The organism is Anaerococcus sp. C0059F3 (assembly GCF_056590475.1).
This window is the reverse complement of sequence record NZ_JBWPWE010000002.1, coordinates 90,100-114,144: the sequence shown is the minus strand read 5'-3', so window position 1 is coordinate 114,144 and position 24,045 is coordinate 90,100. Positions and strand designations below refer to the sequence as shown.

Sequence of the window (24,045 nt, the reverse complement as noted above, 5' to 3'; positions counted from 1 at the left end):
TCCTCTTACTAATGTCCGTGGTTGTGGTCCCCACCATTGGCTGATTCGCCAAGGTCTTGGATATCTTTGGCGGTTGGCTCTGCGTTTATCATCTCAACATTCAAATCAAAGTACCTAGCAACAATATCTCTCATAATTGGAGAGGCATTGTAGGAAGTATCACCTTGGGTTAAGACAATAGAAATTGCTATTTCTGGATTATCATAAGGTGCAAAGCCTACCATCCATGCATAGGTATCATAGTCTGTTCCGTCAGGGTTTTTACCTTCTACCTCTGCTGTACCAGTTTTTATACCAATGTCCATTGGAAGTTGGCTTAATACAGCATTTTTCTGAGCAACGAGTAGGGTACCGTATTTGATATCTTCAAGATATTTTTTATCCTTAATATCTATTCTCTCGTTTTCTGGCACATTTTCAAATAAAACTTCACCAGAATCGTGGTTTTTAACCTTATTTATAAGGGTGAATTTATTTAGATAACCACCATTAGTTAGGGTAGCTATGGCCCTGTTCATCTGGATAGGTGTGTAGGAGTTTTGGCCCTGACCGATTACGATATTTAGCATATCTGTAATATCCCAAACTGCTTGGTTTAGGTAGGTATACTTGATTGTATCAGCAAGCCCGTCTCTTTGTCCTTCTGGCACCATTAGTGGATCGTAGCCTCTTTCATCGAAGAAATCAACTATGGCTTTTCTTGACCATTCACTAGGATTATCTGTAAATTTGACTATATCTGTAATATCTTGCTCATATTCATCCCTAGCTTTCTTGACTCCTTCTTTGATAAAGAGGGTTAGGTTTTTTTCTAGGTAGTCTTTGAGCATTAGCTTTGTAACTTCAACTTTCTTACCTATTGATGGGACATTACCCCTGGCTTCTTTTGGTATATTGATTTCTATACCTGTTTCTTGGTCAAGTCCTAGCATTTCGCAAGCAAGCCTAATATCATTTAATTCAAGCTTGGTTGTTAGAGTATCACCATCTTCCGGATTTTCTCCAAGGGCTAGGGTGTAGAAATAATAGTTACAAGAATCTCTGATTGCTCCATAGAGGTTTTCCTCGCCGTGGGTCATTCCACTTTCAGTATAGATCAAGCAAGAAAATCTCCTGTTACCTATTTCCATAAAGCCATGACAATTATTTATAGCAAGCGGGTCTAGGCCCTTTTCAAGGGCAGCAAGAGCTGTTACTAGCTTAAAGGTTGAACCTGGCATTACTGCTGTTTGGGTTGCTATATTTAACATTGGTCTTGGGGCAAGTGGGCCTTCGCTATCTTCTACCTGGAGGGCTTCCCAGTCGGAAGTTGAAATACCAGTTGAAAATAAGTTTGGATCGTAGTTTGGATAAGATGCAAGGGCTAAGACTTCCCCTGTCTTAACATCAGAAACAACTACAGCCCCACTTTCTGCGTGTGGTGCCATCTTGAATGGTCTAAACGATCCATATTCTGATTCATAAAAGCCTGATTCTCTTAGGGCCCTAAGAACACCTTCGAGTGAATCTTCTGCCTGTTTTTGAAGCTTGGCATCTATTGATAAATAGACATCATCACCTGGCTCTGACTTGGTTTGGGAAATGGTCTCTCTCCTATTTCCAGAAGAGTCAACTGTTACAAGGGACCTACCGTTTTTACCCTTTAGGTTATCTTGGTAGGATTCTTCTATACCTGTTTTACCAATGATTTCGTCTCTCAGATAGGCTCTTTCCTTAACATACTTATCTACTTCCTGGCTTGTGGCAATTGGTCCCATATAGCCAAGAACGTGACTTGCTAAGTTTCTATTTGGATAAGACCTGATTGGGATAGTCTCAACAACAATTCCCGATCCAGAATCAATCTTTTCCTCAATTTTTAAAACTGTGGACTCATCAAGGTTATAAACTATATTTATTGGCCTATAACCAAATGATCCTTGTCTGTTTAAAGTATTGTCAATAGTTAATATTCCAACAGCTTCAACATCATTATAGGCATCAAGTCCACTAACCTTCTTTAGGTATTCTAGGATTTTTTGTCCATCATTTTCATTCATAAGGATATCTACAGTTTCCTTTGTAGAATTTGCCCTATCTTTGTTAGCATAATGGGTATAAAAATCTTTCTTATCTATGGTGAAGGTGTATTTCCAGTCGTCCGGATCATCTTCTGTAATATCTATATTTGGATAAATATTATTTCTTGTATTGGCATTTTGGGCCATATATTTTACATATTCTGACAAAATTAAGGGCTTTATTAGGTCATGCTCCTCAGCAAGTCTTGCTAGTTCATCTATGGCGGAACCTGCCTGCGGATTTTTAAACCTAACGTCTACAGAATATTGGTTCTTATCATCCTTGGTTTCTGTTATAACTTCTGTTTCAAAGTTGGCATAAATCCCCTTGTTTTCAAGCTCTTCTATAAGCATATTTGCAGGAATTATATAGGCACCCTTATCATCTACCATGGCTTGCGCCAACACGTCTTTAATTGTAGAATTTTTTACTATTTCATAAAAATCGTCACTTGGCTTTGAATCAAGGGTGATTTTCTTGAAAACTTTATGAAGTCTCGCCTTTTTTTCAATTAGGTCTTGGTCACTCTTAATTGAGTAAGGTTCCATAGAGAGACTTCCCAAAAGCTTGTGACTGTCTAAAATCCTATAGGCAAGTAATCTTGCGTGTGAGTTTTGAAGGATTGATAATAAAACAGACCTATCTTCACCAACAGATTCTAGGATTACGTCTATTGGATCGTCGTCTTTCTTGTGGCCTATATTGGCAAGTTTTTTCTCGTAATTTTTCTTATATTCAACCTTGAGTTTGCCATCTTTCTGGCTAATGTGAGCTGGCACATCTATACCCCTTTTTTTGAGGGCAAGGATGGCTGTATTTAAAGTTTCATACTTGATACCATCTTGGTCATAAGTGGAAAGTAAAAATTCTTCTATGAGGTCATTTTCAATTAACTTATGAACCACATCTTCAATCGGCATTTCTTTTTTCTTGAAATAGTCAATATCTTTTTTGTACTTAAAGGTATTTAGTTTTATATTGAAATCTTCAGTATAGTTGACCCCATCTTCTTCAAGAATATCAACTAGGTTTGAGATTAATTCTATTCTTTTATCTTCATCAAGGCTCATCAACTCATCCTTGTAGAGCTTAACTGCAAAGGAAGGTATAGATGTAGCCAAGATTTTGCCGTTTCTATCGTAGATATTGCCCCTACTTGCAAGTTCGTCAACTTCCTTTACTTTCCTATTATCGGATAAGTCCCTGTAATAATCACCCTTGGTGACCATTACATTAAAAAGTCTAAAAACTATAGCAATTATAGCAAGTACTACAACTACTTGGATGAAAATAAACCTATTTTCTTTTTTATTTTTCATAAAATCCCCTAAATTCTATAGGTTGGTATATACATTATCTTTTTGATAAGCATGTAATAAACTAGGTAGATAGCTGAATTTAAGATAGCTTCTACTAGGATTTCAAGGCCAAAGTAGCCTGTAATTGAGTTTAAACTCTTTCCAAAAATATAGTAGATACCATTTACCAGTAAGAAGTTAAAAACACTAGCTATAAGACAAACTATTAGACCTGTCTGCTTGTCCTTTGAGACCTTTATAAATTCTCCTGAGGAAACAACGCCTATTAGATAATATGATAAGGCCCTCACCCCTACTAGGCTTGAAAATAGAAAATCTTCAAAAAGACCAACCACAAGACCTCCAATTCTGCCAGTTTTATTTGGTAGAATTTGGGAAAGGGCTATAGTTGCTGGGATTAGTATATTTATATTTGCCCCTAGGATATCTATTTTAGCAAAAATTGAGGTTTGTAAAATAAAACTTAGTAATAAAATCAAAAAGCTTTTAAATTTATTCATAAATTTCCCCCTCCTTTTGCTTTTTCTCCTTAGTTACTGGTTTTTTATCAATTGAATAAGTCGCGTCGTGCTTTAATACTAGGACCCTATACAAGTGGGTGAAATCGACTGGTGACTTGATTGTAATATTTTTCCTTAGGGAATCCTCACTCATGGTCACTGTGGCAACCCTACCTATGTAGATGCCGTAAGGGTAAATTCCACCTAGACCACTTGTTAGGAGGATGTCCTTTTCATTAATCTTGCTTTCAAGGTCTATCATAAAACCTTGTATAGTGTTTTTATTGAAAATATCAATTACACCATAGTCTCCTGAGTTCGCATTTACAAAGGAAACGTCATTTTCATTTGAATTTATAGTTTCAACCCTTGCTGTAGTCTTATAAACTTCTGTGACCTTGCCGACAAGACCTGTATAAAACTTGCTATCCCCAATAGCTTGAAGAATGATGTCATTTTTTTCTATCCCGTCTACAGCTCCCTTATCGATTGTGAAATGGGTTGTCATTGAATTTACATCTGTGTTTATAAGCTTGGCCTTAATGTACTTATTTTCTGTGCCATTGGTGGCAATGGCTTCATCTTTTAAAAACTCTTCCCTATTTATTGTTGCTAAAAGCCTTGCATTTTCCATTACCAAAGACCTATTATCTGCCTCAAGCTTTAGCACTTGCTCACGGGTTTCCTTAGAGCCAATTGTTCTTTCAAGTTGCTCTATCATAGCTGATGAAATAGAATAAGTCACTTTCTCAATTGGTCTTAGGATTGTATTTGCAAGGTTTGAACCTGTTTGCGAAAGAGTTTCACTTTGGCTAGAAATAAGTATAAGCAGACTTAGGCCTACAACTGTAAATATGAAAGGTTTCTTATCTTTTTTTACTCTCTTATATGCCATATTTACCTACTTACGATATTTTAAATACTTGTCTGGATTTTCTAGAATTAATCCCGCTCCTAGGATTGCATCTGTGCCTGGGTCATCTGAACAATAGGATTTTAGGCCAATTTTCTTTTCTATATATTCAGACATCCCCGCAAGCTTTGACAAGGATCCAGAAAGGGCAAAGCCATCTTTTCTAATATCTGAAGAAATTTCTGGTGGTGTCTTTTCAAGAGCCTCTAGAACCATTTCACAAACTTCGTCTGCGAAAGGAAGAATACAAGAAACTAACTCGCTAGAACTTACACTTACAGTCTTTGGTCTAGCATCTAGAATGTCCCTGCCGTTTACTTCCATCTGGTTATTGCCGTCTTTTATCTTTAGTGAAGCAAGTTTAATCTTCACTTCTTCTGCTGTATTTTTGCCGATTTCAAGATTCTTTTCTTCCCTAAAATAATCAACAATTTTTTCATCTAGGTAGTCACCACCCTTGTTCATTGTGGCAGAAACTACGATTCCATTTAGGGATATAACCGCAACTTGGCTTGTGCCAGCGCCCATATTTATCATTAAAATTCCCCTAGGCTCATCTGGGGAAAGGTTCATCCCGTAAGCTGCTGCAAGTGATTCATCAACAAGGATAATATCCCTGCTGCCTGCGTGAAGGGCAGCATCTTCTACTGCTCTTTTTTGTATATCTGTGATACCAGATGGGACAACAATCACAACTCTTGGTTGGATTAGGCTAAAGTTCGGATTTACCTTGTCAAAAAAGTAATTTAGCATGGCTTCTGTGAGGTTAAAGTCAGTTATAACTCCATTTTTAATTGGTTTTACAACTTGGATATCCTCGTGGGTTTTACCAAGCATATCCTTAGCTTCTTGACCTATAGCTTCTACCTTAGTGTGATTTTCATCAAGAACCAGGCTTGAAGGCTCATTTATAATAAGGCCTTCGCCTTTTTTATATACTGAAATATTGCTAGTGCCAAGGTCTATGGCAAAGTCTGTAGCAATCATTTTAAATTTCATCCTAAACTCCTATATATAATTATCTTTTTTTAAACTTACATAAGATCCGTGGCCAATAATCAAGTGGTCAAGGACGTTGATATCAAGGATTTCCCCTGCATCTATTAGTCTGTGGGTGATTAACAAATCTGCCTTTGATGGGCTAGGATTGCCCGAAGGATGGTTGTGGGCCAAAATCATTGACTTGGCAGATTTTTTTATGGCTGACTTAAAGACTTCCCTAGGATTAACTATGGAAGAAGACAAGTCCCCAATCGAAATGAGTTCCTTGGAAATAACTTCATTTTTGTTGTTAAGAAGGATTGTGTAAAAATATTCCCTGTCTCTAAGGCTTATTGTATCTTTGATATATTCATAGGCATCTTCATTTGAGCTAATCTTATATTTTTCCTTATTTAGGATATTTTCCTTAATCCTCTTACCTAGTTGAAGGCTTGCTATAATCTTTGAAGCCTTGGCCTCTTTGATTCCATTTATTTTTGTAAGCTCTTCGACTTCTATTTCTAAAAGAGCCTCTTCGCTAAAGGTCTCAAGTATTTCTTCAGCAAGGTCAATGGCATTTTTCTTATCTGTACCAGTTGATATAATTATGGCAAGAAGCTCTTTTTCACTCAGGCTGTCGTGGCCCAACTTTATAAGTTTCTCCCTTGGCCTATCTATAAGCTTCATATCCTTGATAGTTTGTTTCATTTAAACATTTTCTCCGATGTTTATTTTTTTCATATGCTTTATAATAAAGTTTGAAGAAAGTCCTACAAAAAATCCACTAAAAGTGCCAACCAAAACTAGGGCTGGAAAATAAGTAAACATCTTGATATTTTCCATGATAATAGCTGAAACTATGATTTGTCCTAGGTTGTGGGCAAAGGCTCCTATTTCGCTTACACCGATAAAAGAAAATAAGCGGTCGTGGTATCTTAAGGCGATTGCCATTGCGATTGATGAAAGAATGGCTCCTGCTGCTGAGTAGAAAAACGAAGTCACAGCCCCTGTTATCAAGACCAGCATAAAGCTTTTTAAAAGCGCTATGGTAAGACTTGCCTTAAATCCATAAAAATAAAGACTTACTAGTATTATTATATTTGAAAGTCCGAGTTTTGCACCTGGTATTGGCACAGGAACAGGGATTTGTAGTTCAATAAGTGAAATTATTAGGGCAAGGGCCACCAAGAGGGCCATATTAGTTAAATCTTTGATATTTTTACCCATTAGTTCACCACCTTATCTATAGCATCGTCATCTTTTTTCTTATCTCCATGGCTTTCAAGTTCCAGAAACAACCTATGTGGCAGGCAAATTATTGTTTGGCCTTCCCTTTCTATAGGGTGCATGTGGGCACAAATCTGATCTTGACAATCAGCCTCGCTTATAAATGCTTTCTTGTTTTTAATAACAATTTTATTGTAGTGGCCACCGTAGTTTACCACGTATTCTGTATCCTTATCCATAGGTAGTTTTTTAATTACTTTTCCGTCTTGTTCGACTACAAGCATATCTCCCGTGTGTCCCGTAGTCATCTTATCAATTGCAAAATTCAGGCCAAAACTCAAAAAAATCAGGCCAACAATTACAATTATATCTCCTTTTCTAATCTTCATAATTACCTCTATATCTATCTTAATATTTTATAAAATAATCATGGTTATATTATATGGTTTTTGGCCAATAAAAAAAGACCCCGTAGAGTCTTCTTTAAATTTTATTCAAATATTGTTATACATTTGTTTGGACATTTTTCTGCGGCTGTCTTTAGTAATTCTGGATCGATTTCGTCGATATTAACAGCTTTTGATAAGAAATTGTCCATTTCAAAGGCTTCTGGATAAGTCTTAGCACAGATTGTACAACCTATACAAGAATTAGAGCATTTTGCCCTTGCGTCCTTGCCCTTATCATGTGATGAGCAAAGAACAGCTTGTTTTTGTTTGAATGGTACAAGCTCGATAATGTGTTTTGGACATACTTCCACACATTTTTTACAAGCCACGCACTTATCTCTATTTACCTTGGCAACACCGTTTATGATGTGGATTGCATCAAATGGACAAGCTTTTTCGCATGTACCACAACCGATACAACCATAATCGCAGGCTTTTTTACCACCAAAGAGTGCGATTTGTGCCCTACAGTCTTCAAGACCTTGGTATTTGTATTGGTCCTTGGCTGCTTCGCAAGTACCATTGCAGTAAACTAGGGCTACTTTTCTATCATCTGCACCTGTCGCTTCAACACCCATAGCTTTTGCTACAGCTGCTGTTACACTAGCACCACCGATGGCACAAGCATTTACAGGAGCTTCTCCCTTAGCGATTGCTTCTGCAAGACCATCGCAACCAGGATATCCACAAGCACCGCAGTTAGCGCCTGGTAGGGCGTCTCTGACAGCTGCTTCTTTTACTGATTTTTCTACGTGAAATTTTTGTGAAATAAAGCCTAGGGCTATCGCAAAGATAAAGCCCATTATAGCAAGTATCGCTACCGGCAATAATAAATTTTCCATTCTTACCTCCTATGCTAAACCTGCAAAGCCCATGAAGGCTATAGCCATTAGACCTAGGGTTATAAGAGACATTGGAGCTCCCTTAAATGACTCAGGTATTTTGTTATATTCGATTTTTTCTCTTAGATAAGCTAAGATCATGATTGCTATCATAAAACCAATTGATGCTGCAAAGGCATAAACTGTTGATTCTACAAGGTTATATGATAGGTCGATTGCTTTTATAGCTACACCTAGTACAACGCAGTTTGTTGTAATAAGTGGAAGATATACACCAAGTGCACCGTAAAGGGCTGGCATAGATTTCTTCATTACTGTTTCTACTGATTGAACGAGGGTTGCTATTACCAAGATAAAGACAACTGTCTGTAGGTATTGAACATTAAAAACTTCTAGTATGTAGTGTTGGATAAACCAAGTAATAACTGTTGCAAGTACTATTACGAAGATTACTGCATAGCCCATACCTCTTGCGGTTTCAACCTTGCTGGTTACACCGAGGGTTGGACAGATACCCAAGAATTGTCCTAATACATAGTTTGATACAAATATAGTTGCTATTATAATTTTAAATAATTCTGCCATAATAACTCCTAATTAACTTTCTTTTTTCTATTCATTATAGCATGGAAGGCTCCGAAGATAAGACCTAGGACTATAAATGATGATGCTGGTTGAAGCATAAATCCTATGGTGTATTCTTCTGGGATAACTGGCATGCCAAAAAGTGTTCCTGATCCTAATAATTCTCTAAAGAAAGCTAGGATTGATATAGCTATTGTATAACCAAGACCTTGGCTGATACCATCTACAATTGATGGGATTGGACCGTTTTGGCTAGCAAAACCTTCAGCACGGGCAAGGATGATACAGTTTACAACTATAAGTGGAATAAAGATACCTAGACTCTTATCAAGAGCTGGGGCATAAGCCTTTATTAGCATTTGAACTATAGTTACGAAACCTGCTATTACTACGATAAATGATGGGATTCTGATTTCATCTGAGATGAAATTACGAAGTAATGATATAACTAAGTTACTCATTACAAGTACGAATGTTACAGATACACCCATACCAACAGCATTGATTAATGATGAAGATATAGCTAGTACTGAACACATACCAACCATCTGTACAAGGACAGGGTTGTTTTTAATAATACCGTCGGTAAATATTTTGCCGTAATTTACCTTTGGTTTTTTATCTTTTTGTTTTTCCATGATATCTCCTATTCTAAGCTAGTAAGTACTTCTCTTGCAGCGTTGATACCTCTTAAGATAGTAGATGTTGAAATTGTAGCACCTGAGATGCCAACTATTTCATTTTCTCCGCCTGCTGCACTTGCCTTAACTTCTTTGTCCATGTTTACTCCGACCATTCCCTGTTTGAAATAATCTTGTTCCATTTCAGCACCAAAACCTGCTGATTCTGATTGGTTTAGAGGAGCAAAACCTGTTATGTTGTGGTCTTTGTCAACACCGATTAAAAATTCAATGTCACCACCATAACCACCTGGTGAGTTGATTTGGAAAACATATCCGTCACCTTCGGCACCGCTTGCCTTGTAAACTGCTTCTATAACGTCTGGTTTTTCAACATCTAGCTCTTCATAGCTATCTGCCTTATATACTACTGCCAAGCTCTCCTTAAGCTCTTCTTGTTGACGAGCTTCGATAATTGGCTTAGTCATATTGTTTGTAAAGGCAAGGGCTAGGGCTGTAACTGATGTGATTAAAAGTAATTTAAAACCTAATTTTAAACTATTATTCATTTTTAGCTCCTTTTTTTGCCTTGGCCTTACCAAAAATCCTGTCCCTAGTGTGTTTTTCTATAATTGGCACTAAGAGGTTCATTAGTAAGATTGAATAAGAAACACCTTCTGGATATCCACCCCAAAGTCTTATTACTGCTGTTAGGAATCCGCAACCAAAGGCAAATACGATTTGTCCCTTAGGAGTGATTGGGGCTGTAGTATAATCTGTTGCCATAAAGAAGGCACCAAGAATTAGACCGCCTGATAGGATATTTTTAAGTATATAATCTAGATTTACCTTATCTCCAAAAATTGCAAGGAATATGGTAGTTGTTAGTATGTATACTAGTGGAATTCTTATGTGAATTACTTTTCTAATTAATAGGTAGCAAGCACCAAGTAAAAGGGCTAGGGCACTTATTTCACCAAGACAGCCTGGAATGTGACCAATAAATAAGTCCATAATTGTGTAGGCTTTTGGATCAGATAGTGGTGTTGCCGCACTTAGCATTGATACGTCGCTAACTGTTTTTAAGGTTGCAACTCTTTCTGTTGGCACAAAGTTTGTCATGGTTGATGACCAAGATGCCATCAAGAATGCTCTTGCACCAAGTGCTGGGTTTACAATGTTTTGACCTATACCACCATAGAGCATCTTACAAATTACTATTGCGAATACTGCTCCTATTACAAGTTGCCATACTGGAAGAGTAAATGGCACGTTGTAGGCAAGTAAGATACCTGTTACAACTGCTGATAGGTCTTTGATTGTGTTTTCTTTTTTGATACATTTATTAAAGATTGTCTCAGCTAATACACAAGTGATCACAGATGCTAAGATAAGAACTAAAGCCCTATAACCAAAGTAGTAAACAGAAACAGCGCCAGCAGGTAAAAGTGCAATGATAACATCGAGCATGTCATTTGCGACTGTTCTTTTACTCCTAATATGTGGAGAAGCTGTTACTAATAATTGTTTATTATTTTCCATATTTCCCCCTATTTTCCTGCCTGTCTTATTTGTCTCTTAGCAAACTTGATAGCCTCAACTAATGGTCTTCTGGCTGGGCAAACAAATGAGCAAGAACCACACTCTATACAATCTAGTGCGCCTTCTTCGTCTGCCTTTTCGAACCTACCATCTAGGGCATGTTTGTGGATGTAGTTTGGAAGTAAGAATACTGGACATACGCTTACACACCTACCACATCTGATACATGGTGTTGGATCTTCTATGAAGGCATCCTTGCTATCAAATACTAGGATACAGTTTGTAGCTTTTTCTACTGGTTTATTTAGGTCAGGTTGGGCTATACCACACATAGGTCCGCCGTTTATAACCTTGGCGATTTCTTCTGCACCGCCAGCTTCTTCGATAAGGTCGTTAAAGCTTGTGCCGATTCTTACACGCATATTTTGAGGATTTTTAACAGTCCTACCTGTTACTGTAAGAATTCTTTCATAAAGTGGTTTTCCCATGAAAAGTGCTTCATAAATAGCATTTACAGTTGAAACGTTAGATACAACTGCTCCTACGTCCATTGGAAGACCACCTGATGGGACTTCTCTTTTGAGGATTGCATTTATAAGTCTTTTTTCATCACCTTGTGGGTATTTGGTTTCAAGGCTTACAACTTTGATTGTGCCGTCAAATTTATTTGAATTAGCAAATTCAGCTAGGGCTTGGGTCATAGTTTTATAAGCCTCTGGCTTATTATTTTCTATAGCGATTACGCCGTCTTTAGCATTTACAGCCTTCATTACTTGGATGAGTCCTTTTATTATATGTAAAGGATAATTTTTCATTATGTAGTCATCACAAGTTATGTAAGGTTCACATTCTGCCCCGTTTACTATTACAGTATCGATTGGTTTATTTGGTGAATATTTGATGTGAGCTGGGAAAGCTGCACCACCCATACCAACGATTCCTGCTTCTTTTACCTTGGCTACAATTTCTTCTGGGCTTAAGTTTACGTTTTCAAGCTCAGTATATTGAACTTCTTGGTCGAAACCTTCTGTATCGATTACTACTGCCTTACAGTTTTTGCCTGAGGCACTTTGAATATCGATTACATCTTTTACAACTCCTGCTACTGAGGAGTGGATATTTGCTGAGAAGTTACCTACTGCAGATCCTAAAAGATCTCCTACAGCAACTTCGTCATTTTTCTTTACATTGCATTTGCTTGGTGCACCTATGTGTTGGGTTAGTGGAATTGTTACAAGCTTTGGAATAGCAGCAGTATGAAGACTGCTGTTTTCTGAAAGTTCTTTGTATTCTTCCATCTTAACACCATGAGCAAATGTCACAGTATTAGCTGCCATAAATTTCTCCTTTTTAAAAAAATTTCTTCCCGATACTTCTATTATAAATTATATCGGGAAATTTCTCAATGGTTTATTTAAGATTTGCAAAAATATCTTCTATAAATACCATAAAGTTGTCAAAGGCTAATTGCTTTAGATCAGCCATTCTCTTTTCGCTAGGCAAAGCATTTTTATAAAATTTCTTATAGACATCATAATTTGCGTCGATTTTGGTCACATATTGCCTAGTTTCTTCAAAAGGAATCTTCAAAACATCCGGATTATTAGGGTCGAGAATTCCTTCCTTTATCCATTTGTCAACATTTCCTACCCCACCATTATAGGCTGCAAGAGCCAAGTCTCTGTTGTTGTAGTACCTATAAAGGTAATCGTAATAAGCAACACCTAAGTCAAGATTGTATTCAACATCAGATAGCTTGTCTGGGTAAAATTCTTTACCAGTTAACTCTGCTGCATGGGATGCAGTTTCGTCTAAGAGTTGCATTAGACCTTGGGCACCTTGGTGACTTTGGGCATCCTTATCAAAGTCTGATTCTACCTTGATTATAGCAGCTGTTAAGAGTGGGTCTACATTATATTTTTCAGAAGATTTATAGATCTCATCTTGATAGCTTATCCTACTCCTTGATGTTTGGTAGGCTATTGTTCCATAGCAAACAACAAATAAAATTAGGATGGCAAGGAGGATAAAACCTATAAGTTTTCCAAACCATTTAATTACTTTCATAAATTTTCTCCCTTCTTAGGATATTTTCTACATTTTCCCTCAGGTCTTCAAGGCTGGTATTGTTTTTTATTACAATTTCCCTGCCATCCCTAGGACCCATAAGAGCTTCTTGGTTTCTGATTTTTGATTCTGCATAAAATCCGCCAATATCATCTCTTTTGGCAAGTCTTTGGGCCTGGATATTTTTATCAGTTTCAACAAATAGAACCAAATCAGCTGGAAATCTCACTGACATTTGATAGAAAAGTGGAATTTCTATAAAGATATTTTTTTCATCTGACTCTTCAATTTCCCTTTCTATTTCCCTCACAATTATTGGGTGAGTTATAGAATTGAGCCTTTTCATCAAATCAGGTGCAGAAAAAATCATTTTTGCCAGGTGTTTTTTATCTAGGATATGACCGTCAAAGGCCTTTCTAAAGAAGGGGTCGGCCTTGATAGTCTCATAATTTTCCCCACCTTCTTCTAAAAGTTTTTTATTAACTTCATCGGCACTTATGACCTTAAAACCAAGGTCTTTTACAATCTCGCTTACAGCTGATTTGCCAGAGCCTATTGTGCCTGTAATTACAATTTTATTTGGATTCATACATACTTTCTCCAAAACCAATATCTACTAGCAAATCTACCTTGAGATCTGCTGCATTTTCCATACATTCCCTAAGGATTTCACGTGCCTTCTCCTTATCCTCCTCGCTAGATTCAATGATTATTTCGTCGTGGATCTGGAGGATGATTTTGGCATCAAGGCCTTCTTCCTTGAGTTTTTCGTAGGTTTTTATCATTGCAATCTTTATAATATCAGCAGCTGTGCCTTGGATTGGTGTATTTAGGGCAATCCTTTCACCAAAACTTCTGACATTAAAATTTCTCGAAGATATTTCTGGTACATACCTACGTCTTTTAAATAAAGTTTCTATATAGCCTTGGTCCTTGGCAAGTTTTACAACATTGTCCATGTATTCCTTGATTTGTGGGTAGGATTTTTTATACTTATCTATATAATCCTTGGCCCTTGCTCTTGGAATATTTAGGTTTTGTGATAGGCCATAGTCACTTATACCATAGATTATACCGAAATTTACCGCCTTAGCTTCTGATCTTTGAAGTTTTGTAACCTCATCAAGTGGAGTGTGGAAAACCTCAGAAGCTGTCTGGGTGTGGATGTCTATGCCGTGGTTAAAGGCATCTTGCATATTTTTATCATCTGACAAACTAGCCAAAATTCTCAATTCTATTTGTGAATAGTCAGCATCAATTAAAACCTTGCCCTCACCTGCCTTAAAGGCCTTTCTGATGGCCCTGCCTTCGTCAGTTTTGATTGGAAGGTTTTGAAGGTTTGGCTCTTGGCTTGATAACCTACCAGTTGAAGCAATGTTTTGCCTAAAGGTAGACCTAATCCTGCCGTCTTCGTCTATAGCATTTTCGAGGCCTTCTATATAGGTTGAACGAAGTTTGTAAGTTTCCCTATATCTTTCAATTTTTTCTATAATTGGGTGCTTATCCCTAAGCTTATCCAAGACACTAGCATCTGTAGAAAAACCTGTCTTAGTTTTCTTTATTACAGGTAGTTCCAAGTCCTTAAATAAAACTTCTCCCAATTGCTTGGTAGAATTTATGTTAAATTCGCTACCAGCCAGGTCATAAATATCCTGGGTTAGCTCTTCGATTTGCTGATCAAGTTGGGCCTTGATTTCTTCAAGGATTTTCCTATCAGTGCCAAATCCTATTATTTCCATGGAAGCGAGAACTTTTGCAAGTTTTTTCTCTATATTTTCATAAAGGTCAACCATTTCATATTCAGCTAGGTTTTTAAAGACCTTATCCTTTGCGTCCTCTATTGCGTTAACCTTGGCTGCTAGAAGTAGACTTAAGTCGTCTTGGTTGACATCAGCGTATTTTTTTATCTTGGCTCCCTTGCCAATTAAAGTCTCGTCGCTATCAAGCTCATAGGTCAAATAAGACTGGCTTAAAAGTTTCAAATCGTAAGAAGACCTGGATGGATCAATTAGATAGTGCATGAGCATGATGTCATCATAAGGACCGATTAGGTCAATGCCTAGCTTATCCAAAAGTACCATTTCTTCCTTAATATCAAAGGAAACTTTGTTTATTGATTTATCTTCAAAAACCTCTTTTAAATCTTTGATTTTTTCAGGCTCGATTATATAAACGTCAGTATCCTTACTCTTTATAGCAAGTTTATAGATTTCAGAATGGATATAATTTTCCCCATCATTAACCGATTTAAAGAAAATTTCCTTAGTTTTTTTGCTAGAATCGATTAGGTCTTTTAAATCCTTGCTAGTCTTAAATTTGAATTCCTTACTAGCAGTCTCCGGACCACCTCCGTCAAGTTCTTCCAAAAATTTGTTGAAATTAAGTTTGGAAAATTTCTCCCTAAGTCCTGCTATATCAGGTTCTCCAAGGGCTAGGTCATCGTATTCAAATTCGACAGGTGCGTGGGTCACGATTGTACCTATTTTTTTGGACATATAGGCAACAGCCTCATTATTTTCGAGATTTTCCTTGGTTTTTTTGCCAGAAATATCATCGAGGTTGTCATAAAGATTTTCTATAGACCCATATTTTCTGATAAAATCTAGGGCACGCTTTTCGCCAATCCCATCAACTCCAGGAATATTATCCGACTTATCTCCCATCAAACCCTTTACATCAATAAGCTGCTTAGGAGTAATGCCGTATTCTTCCTTTATTTTATCAACTGTGTATTCTACAGTATCTGACACGCCTTTTTTGGTAAGATAAACCAAAATATCATCATCAACAAGCTGCAAATAATCCCTATCACCTGTGATAAGAACCGCCTTATCTCCAGCTTCCTTGGCCATTTCCGCATAAGTGCCAACTATATCATCGGCCTCAAAACCATCAAGGTCAGTATACTTGACCCCCATCGAATCGAGGATGTCCTTTAAAATCCCAAACTGGTAGGAAAGCTCGTTTGGAGTCTTGTCCCTATTTGCCTTATAATCCTTGTACTCGTCATTCCTAAAAGTCTTAGACGACCTGTCAAAAGCCACGAGAACATAATCTGGTTTGTATTTATCAAAGGCGTTCCTATACATGGTCAAAAAACCATAAACGCCATTAGTCATAACTCCGTCATTGTTGGAAAGGTTTGGCAGGGCAAAAAAAGCCCTAAAGATCAAACTCGACCCATCAATCAACATAACAGTTTTTTTCATTATATCTCCTTAACTATAAAAAATAGTTTTAAAACTCTGTCCTACCTTATAGTATAACTTATATTGGAAAATTTTTAAAGAAAAAAAGGAAACATCTACGAATGTTCCCTAAAAAAAATATTAATCTTTAAACTTTTTCTTTATCTTATCAATATAATCAGTATCTACCCATTCTTCAGAATATCCGCAATCCGCACAAAGATACCTATCAACAGGAACTGCGGACTTTATAGTCATACCAACCATAATATTATTACCAGAACCATAGGCTCCAGCATGGCCAGGTATTTTGATAATATCACTTGACCCACACTTTGGACATTTATTAGAATTTTTCATAAATACCTCCTTAAAAAAATAATACTAGAAAGAATTTTTCTTTCAAATTATTATAAAAAGTGAGAAATATTGGAAATATATAACATTAGTAGTATAATAAACTTGAGTAAAAGGTATACAGAATCCATGAGGTTCACAAAAAAAGCAAGGGAACGAGCCTTGCTTTTTATTTACCAAAATTTAAAATCCCTCAAACCATATAAAAGCCTACTTTAATACATATTAAAGCAGGCTTTAAGAGGGTCATAAAGCAGGCTTTGTGAGGGGTATCAAAGCAGGCTTTAAAGATAATAATATAAATATGAATAATATAAAGTTAATAGGACCTCACACAAATTATTTATAATTTTCAGCAAAAAAAAGATTGAGTATTTTTCTCAATCTTTTAATTCATTAAACTTTCCATTCTTCAAAACAAGAACGTGATCAGATAAGATGTCGATATCTTCCTTGTTGTGGGATGTGATAAGCATCGTTACCCCCTTATTTCTAACGTAAGACTTAATTATTCCCCTAAGTTCTACTACTCCTTCGTGATCCATACTATTAAAGGGCTCATCTAAGAGCAGGAGTTTTGGTTTCTCCATAAGAGCTTGGGCTATGCCTAGTCTTTGAAGCATGCCTAGGGAGTAGTTCTTTACTCTGACATCCTTATCTTGATACAAAGATACCTCTTTTAAAATCTCTTCAATATCTGCCTTGGTGATTTTGTTTTTAATCGAAGCTAAGAGGTCTAGGTTTTCAAAGCCTGTTATGTTTGGTAAAAAACCTGGATGTTCAATTAGTAAACCCAAGTCAGATGGCATAGCTCCATTTTTTCCAACAACTACATTATTAATTATAATTTTACCAGAAGATGCTTTCATCAATCCTGAAAGCAACTTAAATAAAACACTCTTTCCACACCCGTTTGTTCCGACAATCCCATATATTTTACCAGCTTCAAAATTATAGGAAATATTATCTATTACTTTCTTATTTCCAAAAGCTTTGGATACATTTTCTAACTTTATTAGGTCCATATTCTCCCCTCCTTACTCATTTTGATACTCTTTACTTCCCTTTGGAAGGTTAATGTCCTTATTTTCAAATATTTTAAAATTCAATATAAGCAAAATCAAATCTATACCAGTCAAAACTCCTAACCTATAAATAAATTTTATCCCACGTCCATTAATTGAACTTGCTAATGAAAAAAGGGAAAAATCCTTAATCACATCACCAAAAAATCCCAAACTCATTCCTGCCGCAATGATTAGGATGCCTGTATATATGACAAATACAAGGGATTGTGAAATCCTAAATTGTATTAAAAAGGCATGGACTAGGGCAAAGAAATATAGGAGTAGAGTCTCTAAAATTACTAGCTTAAATATTTCCAAAATTAAGTTGTTTGTTTCAAAATTCCCCAACAAATAAAGATTTGCAAACTCTTTACCCGCTTGAGAAATACTAAATCCAAAGTTTGAAGATCCTATCCCTACTAATAGGCAAAATAAACAAATACAAGCCACATAAGCTAAAAGGCTTTTAATAACTTTGGTATGTTTCACTTTATAAAATTCTTTCCTATTTGTGTACCTTGTTAGGGTGAAGAATATATTTTGTTCAACTGGGCTTTGAAGCATCAATATAAATCCTAATAAAAAGGGAAAAGTAAAATATCCGGTATAGGAGTCATTAAACATTATTAGAATTATTTCCCCAAAGTTAAAATTCCCAGACCTATATTTAAAGCTAATAAGCTGGCTAAAACTTGCAAGTATTGACCCTGTCACTAATAGATATAAAAAGATAATATAGATTTCACTTTTATTTTTTAAATCTTTATATTTCTTCATCGTTTTCTATATCCTTTTTAAATTTCAATAAAGATAAAACATAGGATAGTAAGAGACTTATAAGCAAATAGGAAATAACAAATACAGGCGTTATTCCTTGTACTCTTGACACATCAAATATTGCCATTGGCTCAAGCTTTGTAAGTCCAACAAACATCGCAAACAAAGATCCTATTGTGGCTATAATAAAAGGTCCTATCCAAGCGATGAACTTATTTTTAATAAAATAAGATAAAGAAAGTCCCAGGCTGCTATAACAAGCACCTACAAACCCACAATGTAGAATTATTGCCAATATATAAAGTAAGGCAGATTTATCTGCAAGCATTTTATATGCGGATACTCCTGTCATTCCCATATAAGCATCTATATTGAGGTCTTTGGAAAAAAACACAAAGCATCCTATAAAAAATATGACCATACCAAAAGCGAAAGTTATAAAAGATATAAGAAAATTTATTATGAAATTAGAATTGAAATATTTTTTATATCCCATTCTTGCAACAAGATATTTCATTGTTCCACTCTTACTATTTTCAACATGTTTGGCGGAAAAAGGAAAGGTAGCGATTAGAGGCCCTAAAATTACAAGCAAGGACCTATCCCCGTTATATCCTTGTAAAAATGCCATGACATAGTCGTGTTTAAAAAAATATTCCATGCCCTCTTCTACAAAGGCAGTTAAGGAAAAAATCATAGATAATAAAATAATGAGTATGGATAAGAAAAACTTTCTACTTCTCATTACTTTTGAAATTACATTTAACCTATAAGACATATATTCCTCCATCTATCAAAGTGCAACCTTTAAATTCTTTAAAATATAACATTATTAATTAGAAAAGTTTTGTTTTTAAAAGTATTCTTCCGCTTAGATAGAACTACTTCTTTTATGGCCTTCCTACTATAATAACGAATGAAAAATAAAAATGTTACAAAACTTCATTTGAAATTTTTATAAAATTTACGATGATTATGGGAATTTTAAAAGCTGATTTAGTATGAAAAAAATTGTATCTTGAAATTAGGCAACAAAAAAAGCGCTGGATATTCCAACGCTTGTTAGGTATTTGGTGCCGGTGGTGGGACTCGAACCCACACGCCCCGGAGGACAACAGATTTTGAGTCTATCTCGTCTGCCAGTTCCGACACACCGGCGTAAATTGCTTACCAGTACATTATACAACAATTTATGCCCAGTGTAAATTATATTTTGTTTTTATTTTCCTATATTTTTTAGAATTATATATTTTTATCGACAAAATCCCTATCAAAATTCCAAAAATAGCCCCTGCTAGGACGTCTGTTGGGAAGTGGACATATAAATACAACCTTGAAAATGCCATAAAGACTGCCAAGACATCTGTAAATATTTTTAGGGCCTTGTTTTTATTTAGCAGGGTCACAATTGTCGCAAAAGTGAAGGCGTATGAAGTGTGACCTGATGGGAAGGAGTTGTCCGATAATTTGTGGACCAAAAGATCAGTGAAGTTCGCCACATCGTAAGGTCTAGGCCTTGCTACTAGGTTTTTTACCAAAATATTTACCAAGATAATATTTAAGATAAAAGCAATAACCATTATTTTCCCCTGGTTTTTTAATTCTTTGGCTGCTAAAAATATAAAGATAAAAGCTATCCAAATTAGGGACAGGTTGCCTGCTGCTGAGATTGTCACAATAAACTTATCCAGGGGCGTTGATCTCATATTTTGAATGGCATTTAGGATATCTAATTCAAAATTCACCATCATTGAACTCCTGTGTTTGCGATTTCAAGGGTCATGTCGTGGGCCTGCTGGATTCTTTTCCTTTGATTTTCATTTACCAGGTCATAATACTTGCCGCCTTCTAAAAAGTCCTCTGTTAGGTGATTTTTGATTAAAATTCCGTATTCATTATAATAAGTTCCTACCCAGATTGGATGAAGCTTTACATCAGCAATTTTTTTGTTGCCACTTGTCATATCTTTTTCTAGGTCAATTTCAAGGGCTAAGGAGTGTTCTACCCTAATATCCTTGCTATTTTCATAATTTTGGTAAGATATAAAATTACCAAGAGCATAAGCAATTAGGCCTTTTCTCCCATCTTCTGCTTGGTAAACCTCCACTGGTTCGACCACGTGTGGATGGTTTCCAATTACTAGGTCTGCTCCCCAATCTATCATTTTTCTTCCCAGGGTAATTTGAGCCTCGTTTGGCATGGATTGATACTCAATTCCCCAGTGCGGATAGACAATTACAAAGTCCGCTCCCTGGGCCTTGGCCCTACCAATGTCTTTTTTGATTTGGTCTTCGTCTGATAGGTAGCCGAGATTTTCAACTTCTTCTCTTGGTACAATCAAATTTTCCCTACCATTACAACCGTAAGTATAGGCCAAAAATGCAAGTTTGACCCCCTTTACTTCCTTAAATAAAATCCTATCGGACTTGTCTTTAAATGATCCAACATAATCAAGGCCTGCTTCCTTGGCAGCTTCCATAGTTGAGAAAACGCCCTCAAGCTCTGTATCCATAGAGTGGTTGTTGGCTGTGGAAACTATGTCAAAACCAGTTTCCTTAAGGTCTTTTAAGTAGGCTGCTGGCACATTAAATCTTGGAAAACCTGCTACTGGCAAGTCTGGATTGGTGGTTGTTTCATAGTTTCCAATGGAAATATCAGAATCTTTTACAAAATCTTTTAAATAGGTGAATTGATCTGAAAAATCATATTCCCCACCGCCCTTATTATAGGCATACTGAATTTGTGCCATGTGGGCCATAATATCGCCAAAAGCCTTTAATTTCACCTTTTTAATTTCAGGTTTTTTCTTAATCTCCTCGGCAATTTCCTTTCTTGCCTTTTCCTCTATATCTTCCTTGCTGGCTTCTTTTTTGCTTACCTCTTGGCTTTTTGCCTTTTCCTTTTCTTCAGCAAGTCTTTGTTCTTCTTCCTTGTGTTTTTGGTAATTATCAAGCCTAGTTATTAAATCTGTAACAGACTTAATTGAAATTTCTTCCATATCTTTATTATTTGAACAAGCCACTAGGCCAAAGGCCATGGTTAGGCTTAAGAATATTCTAAAAATTTTTTTCTTCATAAACGCTCCTTACCTATATATTTTATACTATTTAGGGAAATTATTCATCTTTTCTTATTAAAAGAATGAAAGATTTTCCAAAAATCATATAATTATAACGATAAAAGGAGTTTATATGAGTTTTAGTGATCAATTTGATATAGAAATAAGAGAAATAGACGAAGACAACCTTATTTTAAGGTGTAAAATGGAAAAAAATTTCCTAAATGAATTAAATGTCGTTCATGGCGGAGTTTTAATGACCCTTGCTGACAATGCTTCAGGCTACATTGCTTCAGCCAAAAAATACACAGCCCCAACCCTATCCATGACTACCCACTTCCTAAGGCCTCTTATGGCGACAGACTACATTTACGCCAAAGCCAAGGTCATCAAAAGGGGATCAAGGATAATCACTGTTGATTGCGAAGTCTACGGGGACGATGAAAAAACAACCGCCATAACAAGAACAGAATTTGCCATTATTAATGACAAGCTTGAAAAATCAACAACTGGCAACATGGCTTATTCAAAAGGAAAGTACAAAACATTTTGATTTTAACAAATATAATTGTAGGACAAATAAAGGATAAATAGGATTATCATGAGAAAGATTTTATTTATTATTAACTCAAAAGCTGGTAAGACAGAATTTGACATAAAAAAAGAAGATATAGAAGAAACTTTTAGGAAGGCTGGCAAACTTTCTGAGATAGAAGTCGTCAATACTAGGTATAAAAACCACACCAAGTACCTAATCGACGCCTTTGACTCCCTTAAATATGACGAAAAAATCGTTATAATTTGCGGTGGAGATGGATCCTTAAATGAGCTGGTGAACGTGGCTTATGGCAAAGATATGACCCTTGGCCTTATACCAACAGGAACAGGAAATGACTTTGCCAAAAACTTTGACTATGAGTCTTTCACCCTAAATTCCCTTTTGAATTTTAAGACAAAAAAAATTGACCTAATAAAGGTCAACGACTTTTATTCTATAAACGTGACAAGCCTTGGCTTTGACACCCAGGTTTTAAAAAGGGCCTACGATTACCTTGATAAAAATCCAAAGCTCGGCAAAAAAGCCTATGGCCTCGCCGTTCTTAAGTCCTTAAATAAGATTAATTGTGAAAATTTGGAATTAAAATTAGAATTAGTTGACGGATCAAATTTTGAAATCAAGGGGAATTACCTAATCTCTGCCCTATGTAACGGTGGCTTTTACGGGTCTGGTTTTAACCCTGCCCCTGAGGCAAAAATTGACGACGGAGTCCTAAACCTACTTTTGGCAGATAAGATTCCCTTTATACGATTTATCCCACTTATAAAAAAATACAAGGAAGGTCGCCATAAGGAAAGCAAGTATATCAACGAAATCCTTGTAAAATCTGGAACTATCAGGTCCAAAAACAAATTCATTGCCAACGCCGATGGAGAAATCTTTGAGACAGACGAAATAAAGTTCCAAGTCTTGCCCCAAGCCTTAAATTGGGTGGTCTTTGAATAAAATTATAGAGATAAAAAAAGCTGACCCTCTTATTTTAAAACAAAATTTAGGGTCAGTTTTTTACTTATAATTTTAGGAAACTTACAACATAGGTGCTAGGACCTGAGTGGCAACCCAAAACCGCAGTAACGGAAGATTCAATATAGAGGTCAGCTCCCTTAATTAAATCCCCTAATTTTTCCTTAATATCAGCAATATCCTTGACATCTTTGCCATAGGCAAGGGCTAGGTAATATCCATCAGCCTCAGCTAGGGCCTTTTGGGTTTCCCTAGCTATAAAATTGACTGCCCTTTTTCTTCCCATTACAGATTTGTAATTTCCTATAGTTCCCTTCTCTTCAATGGTAAGAACCGGGTTAATCCTCAAAGTCCCACCGAGAAGACCTTCAACAGCACTTAATCTCCCACCCCTAATCATGTATTTTAAATCACTAACAGTGGCAAAAAGTCTTAGGTCTTTGATTTTTCCTTTCACATTCTTACTTATTTCATCTATGCCAAGTCCTTTTGTGACTAAGCTTTTGGCATACATAACCAAAAGACCCTCGGTCATAGTAATATTTTTGCTATCAATAAGGACATATTCCATGTCACCATCTTCCAGCGCAATCCTCATAGCATTATAAGTCCCAGACAAGGCCTGGGAAACACCTATGGCAAGTATCTTTGTGTAGCCTAGTTCTTTAATAAACTTGATTTTTTCATCAAAATCATCTATAGATGGAGCTGAAGTAGAAGCATTCTCTTTATCCATTCTTTCAAAAAGTTCCACAGGACTTATTTCCACCAAGTCTTTTTTAGACTCAGTATCAAAGTTCACATACAAGGGTACAACAAAAATCCCCTCGCTTATATTTTCTTCTATATTAGAAGCCGAATCTGTTAAAATAGCAATCTTTTCCATAACTATTCCCTTTATCTCATTTTTATATTAAATTCAAATATGAAATCTTATCTTATATTTTATATCAATTAAAAATCCTTTCAT

General features: G+C 36.1%; 25 protein-coding genes and 1 tRNA gene. 2 read left to right on the top strand and 24 right to left on the bottom strand.

Features of this window, described 5'->3' with window-relative positions; translation table 11 throughout:
• Positions 1 to 8: 8 nt before the first annotated feature.
• The 23 genes from AC1EJ5_RS01690 to AC1EJ5_RS01580 all read right to left on the bottom strand — a co-directional run bounded on the left by AC1EJ5_RS01690 (position 9) and on the right by AC1EJ5_RS01580 (position 21,571).
• Positions 9 to 3,380 (bottom strand): penicillin-binding transpeptidase domain-containing protein, encoded by a 3,372-nt coding sequence (locus AC1EJ5_RS01690; RefSeq protein WP_479814126.1) that lies wholly within the window; start codon positions 3,378 to 3,380, stop codon positions 9 to 11.
• 8 nt (positions 3,381 to 3,388) lie between these two features.
• On the bottom strand, positions 3,389 to 3,880 hold the full coding sequence (gene mreD / locus AC1EJ5_RS01685; RefSeq protein ID WP_479814124.1) for a rod shape-determining protein MreD: 492 nt from the start codon (positions 3,878 to 3,880) through the stop codon (positions 3,389 to 3,391).
• On the bottom strand, positions 3,873 to 4,775 hold the full coding sequence (gene mreC / locus AC1EJ5_RS01680; RefSeq protein ID WP_479814122.1) for a rod shape-determining protein MreC: 903 nt from the start codon (positions 4,773 to 4,775) through the stop codon (positions 3,873 to 3,875). Before mreC ends, mreD begins: the two co-directional genes overlap by 8 nt.
• Positions 4,776 to 4,781: 6 nt before the next feature.
• Positions 4,782 to 5,792, bottom strand: a complete 1,011-nt coding sequence (gene mreB / locus AC1EJ5_RS01675; protein ID WP_308749161.1) for a rod shape-determining protein — start codon at positions 5,790 to 5,792, stop codon at positions 4,782 to 4,784.
• Between the two features lie 9 nt (positions 5,793 to 5,801).
• On the bottom strand, positions 5,802 to 6,482 hold the full coding sequence (gene radC / locus AC1EJ5_RS01670) for a RadC family protein (RefSeq protein WP_479814120.1): 681 nt from the start codon (positions 6,480 to 6,482) through the stop codon (positions 5,802 to 5,804).
• Positions 6,483 to 7,001 (bottom strand): Gx transporter family protein, encoded by a 519-nt coding sequence (locus AC1EJ5_RS01665; RefSeq protein ID WP_223417498.1) that lies wholly within the window; start codon positions 6,999 to 7,001, stop codon positions 6,483 to 6,485.
• Positions 7,001 to 7,390: a NusG domain II-containing protein gene (locus AC1EJ5_RS01660; RefSeq protein ID WP_479814118.1), complete on the bottom strand. Its 390-nt coding sequence runs from the start codon at positions 7,388 to 7,390 to the stop codon at positions 7,001 to 7,003. Before AC1EJ5_RS01660 ends, AC1EJ5_RS01665 begins: the two co-directional genes overlap by 1 nt.
• Positions 7,391 to 7,491: 101 nt before the next feature.
• Positions 7,492 to 8,292 (bottom strand): RnfABCDGE type electron transport complex subunit B, encoded by an 801-nt coding sequence (locus tag AC1EJ5_RS01655; RefSeq protein ID WP_479814116.1) that lies wholly within the window; start codon positions 8,290 to 8,292, stop codon positions 7,492 to 7,494.
• A gap of 9 nt (positions 8,293 to 8,301) precedes the next feature.
• Positions 8,302 to 8,877, bottom strand: a complete 576-nt coding sequence (locus AC1EJ5_RS01650; protein WP_223417494.1) for an electron transport complex protein RnfA — start codon at positions 8,875 to 8,877, stop codon at positions 8,302 to 8,304.
• An 8-nt stretch (positions 8,878 to 8,885) separates the two neighbouring features.
• On the bottom strand, positions 8,886 to 9,515 hold the full coding sequence (rsxE, locus tag AC1EJ5_RS01645) for an electron transport complex subunit RsxE (protein ID WP_479814114.1): 630 nt from the start codon (positions 9,513 to 9,515) through the stop codon (positions 8,886 to 8,888).
• A gap of 8 nt (positions 9,516 to 9,523) precedes the next feature.
• On the bottom strand, positions 9,524 to 10,066 hold the full coding sequence (locus tag AC1EJ5_RS01640; protein ID WP_308749247.1) for an RnfABCDGE type electron transport complex subunit G: 543 nt from the start codon (positions 10,064 to 10,066) through the stop codon (positions 9,524 to 9,526).
• Entirely contained in the window at positions 10,059 to 11,039 is a 981-nt protein-coding gene (locus tag AC1EJ5_RS01635) for an RnfABCDGE type electron transport complex subunit D (RefSeq protein ID WP_223417491.1), read from the bottom strand. Before AC1EJ5_RS01635 ends, AC1EJ5_RS01640 begins: the two co-directional genes overlap by 8 nt.
• 8 nt (positions 11,040 to 11,047) lie before the next feature.
• Positions 11,048 to 12,376, bottom strand: a complete 1,329-nt coding sequence (gene rsxC / locus AC1EJ5_RS01630) for an electron transport complex subunit RsxC (protein ID WP_479814112.1) — start codon at positions 12,374 to 12,376, stop codon at positions 11,048 to 11,050.
• A 73-nt stretch (positions 12,377 to 12,449) separates the two neighbouring features.
• Entirely contained in the window at positions 12,450 to 13,106 is a 657-nt protein-coding gene (locus tag AC1EJ5_RS01625; protein ID WP_308749250.1) for a lytic transglycosylase domain-containing protein, read from the bottom strand.
• Positions 13,093 to 13,695: a dephospho-CoA kinase gene (gene coaE, locus AC1EJ5_RS01620; RefSeq protein ID WP_479814109.1), complete on the bottom strand. Its 603-nt coding sequence runs from the start codon at positions 13,693 to 13,695 to the stop codon at positions 13,093 to 13,095. The genes AC1EJ5_RS01625 and coaE overlap by 14 nt, the downstream gene beginning before the upstream one ends.
• Positions 13,682 to 16,315, bottom strand: a complete 2,634-nt coding sequence (polA, locus tag AC1EJ5_RS01615; RefSeq protein WP_479814107.1) for a DNA polymerase I — start codon at positions 16,313 to 16,315, stop codon at positions 13,682 to 13,684. The genes coaE and polA overlap by 14 nt, the downstream gene beginning before the upstream one ends.
• Positions 16,316 to 16,435: 120 nt before the next feature.
• Positions 16,436 to 16,654, bottom strand: coding sequence for a hypothetical protein (locus AC1EJ5_RS01610; RefSeq protein WP_311480662.1), 219 nt, complete (start codon positions 16,652 to 16,654; stop codon positions 16,436 to 16,438).
• A 377-nt stretch (positions 16,655 to 17,031) separates the two neighbouring features.
• Positions 17,032 to 17,676 carry an ABC transporter ATP-binding protein gene (locus AC1EJ5_RS01605; protein ID WP_479814105.1) on the bottom strand — a complete coding sequence of 215 codons (645 nt, stop codon included), beginning with the start codon at positions 17,674 to 17,676 and terminating at the stop codon, positions 17,032 to 17,034.
• Between the two features lie 12 nt (positions 17,677 to 17,688).
• The gene (locus tag AC1EJ5_RS01600; protein WP_479814103.1) at positions 17,689 to 18,495 is read right to left on the bottom strand and encodes a hypothetical protein; all 807 of its coding nucleotides are present in this window, start codon (positions 18,493 to 18,495) and stop codon (positions 17,689 to 17,691) included.
• Positions 18,482 to 19,273 carry a hypothetical protein gene (locus AC1EJ5_RS01595; RefSeq protein ID WP_479814101.1) on the bottom strand — a complete coding sequence of 264 codons (792 nt, stop codon included), beginning with the start codon at positions 19,271 to 19,273 and terminating at the stop codon, positions 18,482 to 18,484. Before AC1EJ5_RS01595 ends, AC1EJ5_RS01600 begins: the two co-directional genes overlap by 14 nt.
• Positions 19,274 to 19,566: 293 nt before the next feature.
• Positions 19,567 to 19,653, bottom strand: a tRNA-Leu gene (locus AC1EJ5_RS01590).
• Between the two features lie 32 nt (positions 19,654 to 19,685).
• Positions 19,686 to 20,243: a phosphatase PAP2 family protein gene (locus tag AC1EJ5_RS01585; RefSeq protein WP_479814099.1), complete on the bottom strand. Its 558-nt coding sequence runs from the start codon at positions 20,241 to 20,243 to the stop codon at positions 19,686 to 19,688.
• The gene (locus AC1EJ5_RS01580; protein WP_479814097.1) at positions 20,243 to 21,571 is read right to left on the bottom strand and encodes a CapA family protein; all 1,329 of its coding nucleotides are present in this window, start codon (positions 21,569 to 21,571) and stop codon (positions 20,243 to 20,245) included. Before AC1EJ5_RS01580 ends, AC1EJ5_RS01585 begins: the two co-directional genes overlap by 1 nt.
• A 115-nt stretch (positions 21,572 to 21,686) precedes the next feature.
• On the opposite strand from AC1EJ5_RS01580, the gene AC1EJ5_RS01575 reads away from it, so the two are divergent.
• Together AC1EJ5_RS01575 and AC1EJ5_RS01570 are read left to right on the top strand one after the other, a co-directional pair.
• Positions 21,687 to 22,106, top strand: coding sequence for a PaaI family thioesterase (locus AC1EJ5_RS01575; protein ID WP_223417476.1), 420 nt, complete (start codon positions 21,687 to 21,689; stop codon positions 22,104 to 22,106).
• Between the two features lie 48 nt (positions 22,107 to 22,154).
• Complete coding sequence (locus tag AC1EJ5_RS01570; protein WP_348938113.1) at positions 22,155 to 23,057, top strand: diacylglycerol/lipid kinase family protein; 903 nt, start codon at positions 22,155 to 22,157, stop codon at positions 23,055 to 23,057.
• A gap of 64 nt (positions 23,058 to 23,121) precedes the next feature.
• On the opposite strand, the gene AC1EJ5_RS01565 is transcribed toward AC1EJ5_RS01570, so the two are convergent.
• The gene (locus AC1EJ5_RS01565; protein ID WP_308749260.1) at positions 23,122 to 23,961 is read right to left on the bottom strand and encodes a DegV family protein; all 840 of its coding nucleotides are present in this window, start codon (positions 23,959 to 23,961) and stop codon (positions 23,122 to 23,124) included.
• Between the last annotated feature and the right edge of the window lie 84 nt (positions 23,962 to 24,045).

What these genes read in the sequence shown, in the direction of transcription:
- polA (WP_479814107.1), bottom strand. Translation starts at nt 16,315, where the DNA reads ATGAAAAAAACTGTTATGTTGATTGATGGGTCGAGTTTGATCTTTAGG.
- coaE (WP_479814109.1), bottom strand. Translation starts at nt 13,695, where the DNA reads ATGAATCCAAATAAAATTGTAATTACAGGCACAATAGGCTCTGGCAAA.
- mreB (WP_308749161.1), bottom strand. Translation starts at nt 5,792, where the DNA reads ATGAAATTTAAAATGATTGCTACAGACTTTGCCATAGACCTTGGCACT.
- AC1EJ5_RS01690 (WP_479814126.1), bottom strand. Translation starts at nt 3,380, where the DNA reads ATGAAAAATAAAAAAGAAAATAGGTTTATTTTCATCCAAGTAGTTGTA.
- AC1EJ5_RS01655 (WP_479814116.1), bottom strand. Translation starts at nt 8,292, where the DNA reads ATGGAAAATTTATTATTGCCGGTAGCGATACTTGCTATAATGGGCTTT.
- AC1EJ5_RS01640 (WP_308749247.1), bottom strand. Translation starts at nt 10,066, where the DNA reads ATGAATAATAGTTTAAAATTAGGTTTTAAATTACTTTTAATCACATCA.
- AC1EJ5_RS01610 (WP_311480662.1), bottom strand. Translation starts at nt 16,654, where the DNA reads ATGAAAAATTCTAATAAATGTCCAAAGTGTGGGTCAAGTGATATTATC.
- AC1EJ5_RS01580 (WP_479814097.1), bottom strand. Translation starts at nt 21,571, where the DNA reads ATGAAGAAAAAAATTTTTAGAATATTCTTAAGCCTAACCATGGCCTTT.
- AC1EJ5_RS01625 (WP_308749250.1), bottom strand. Translation starts at nt 13,106, where the DNA reads ATGAAAGTAATTAAATGGTTTGGAAAACTTATAGGTTTTATCCTCCTT.
- mreC (WP_479814122.1), bottom strand. Translation starts at nt 4,775, where the DNA reads ATGGCATATAAGAGAGTAAAAAAAGATAAGAAACCTTTCATATTTACA.
- AC1EJ5_RS01665 (WP_223417498.1), bottom strand. Translation starts at nt 7,001, where the DNA reads ATGGGTAAAAATATCAAAGATTTAACTAATATGGCCCTCTTGGTGGCC.
- mreD (WP_479814124.1), bottom strand. Translation starts at nt 3,880, where the DNA reads ATGAATAAATTTAAAAGCTTTTTGATTTTATTACTAAGTTTTATTTTA.
- AC1EJ5_RS01605 (WP_479814105.1), bottom strand. Translation starts at nt 17,676, where the DNA reads ATGGACCTAATAAAGTTAGAAAATGTATCCAAAGCTTTTGGAAATAAG.
- AC1EJ5_RS01565 (WP_308749260.1), bottom strand. Translation starts at nt 23,961, where the DNA reads ATGGAAAAGATTGCTATTTTAACAGATTCGGCTTCTAATATAGAAGAA.
- AC1EJ5_RS01595 (WP_479814101.1), bottom strand. Translation starts at nt 19,273, where the DNA reads ATGTCTTATAGGTTAAATGTAATTTCAAAAGTAATGAGAAGTAGAAAG.
- radC (WP_479814120.1), bottom strand. Translation starts at nt 6,482, where the DNA reads ATGAAACAAACTATCAAGGATATGAAGCTTATAGATAGGCCAAGGGAG.
- rsxC (WP_479814112.1), bottom strand. Translation starts at nt 12,376, where the DNA reads ATGGCAGCTAATACTGTGACATTTGCTCATGGTGTTAAGATGGAAGAA.
- rsxE (WP_479814114.1), bottom strand. Translation starts at nt 9,515, where the DNA reads ATGGAAAAACAAAAAGATAAAAAACCAAAGGTAAATTACGGCAAAATA.
- AC1EJ5_RS01660 (WP_479814118.1), bottom strand. Translation starts at nt 7,390, where the DNA reads ATGAAGATTAGAAAAGGAGATATAATTGTAATTGTTGGCCTGATTTTT.
- AC1EJ5_RS01585 (WP_479814099.1), bottom strand. Translation starts at nt 20,243, where the DNA reads ATGGTGAATTTTGAATTAGATATCCTAAATGCCATTCAAAATATGAGA.
- AC1EJ5_RS01600 (WP_479814103.1), bottom strand. Translation starts at nt 18,495, where the DNA reads ATGAAGAAATATAAAGATTTAAAAAATAAAAGTGAAATCTATATTATC.
- AC1EJ5_RS01575 (WP_223417476.1), top strand. Translation starts at nt 21,687, where the DNA reads ATGAGTTTTAGTGATCAATTTGATATAGAAATAAGAGAAATAGACGAA.
- AC1EJ5_RS01650 (WP_223417494.1), bottom strand. Translation starts at nt 8,877, where the DNA reads ATGGCAGAATTATTTAAAATTATAATAGCAACTATATTTGTATCAAAC.
- AC1EJ5_RS01570 (WP_348938113.1), top strand. Translation starts at nt 22,155, where the DNA reads ATGAGAAAGATTTTATTTATTATTAACTCAAAAGCTGGTAAGACAGAA.
- AC1EJ5_RS01635 (WP_223417491.1), bottom strand. Translation starts at nt 11,039, where the DNA reads ATGGAAAATAATAAACAATTATTAGTAACAGCTTCTCCACATATTAGG.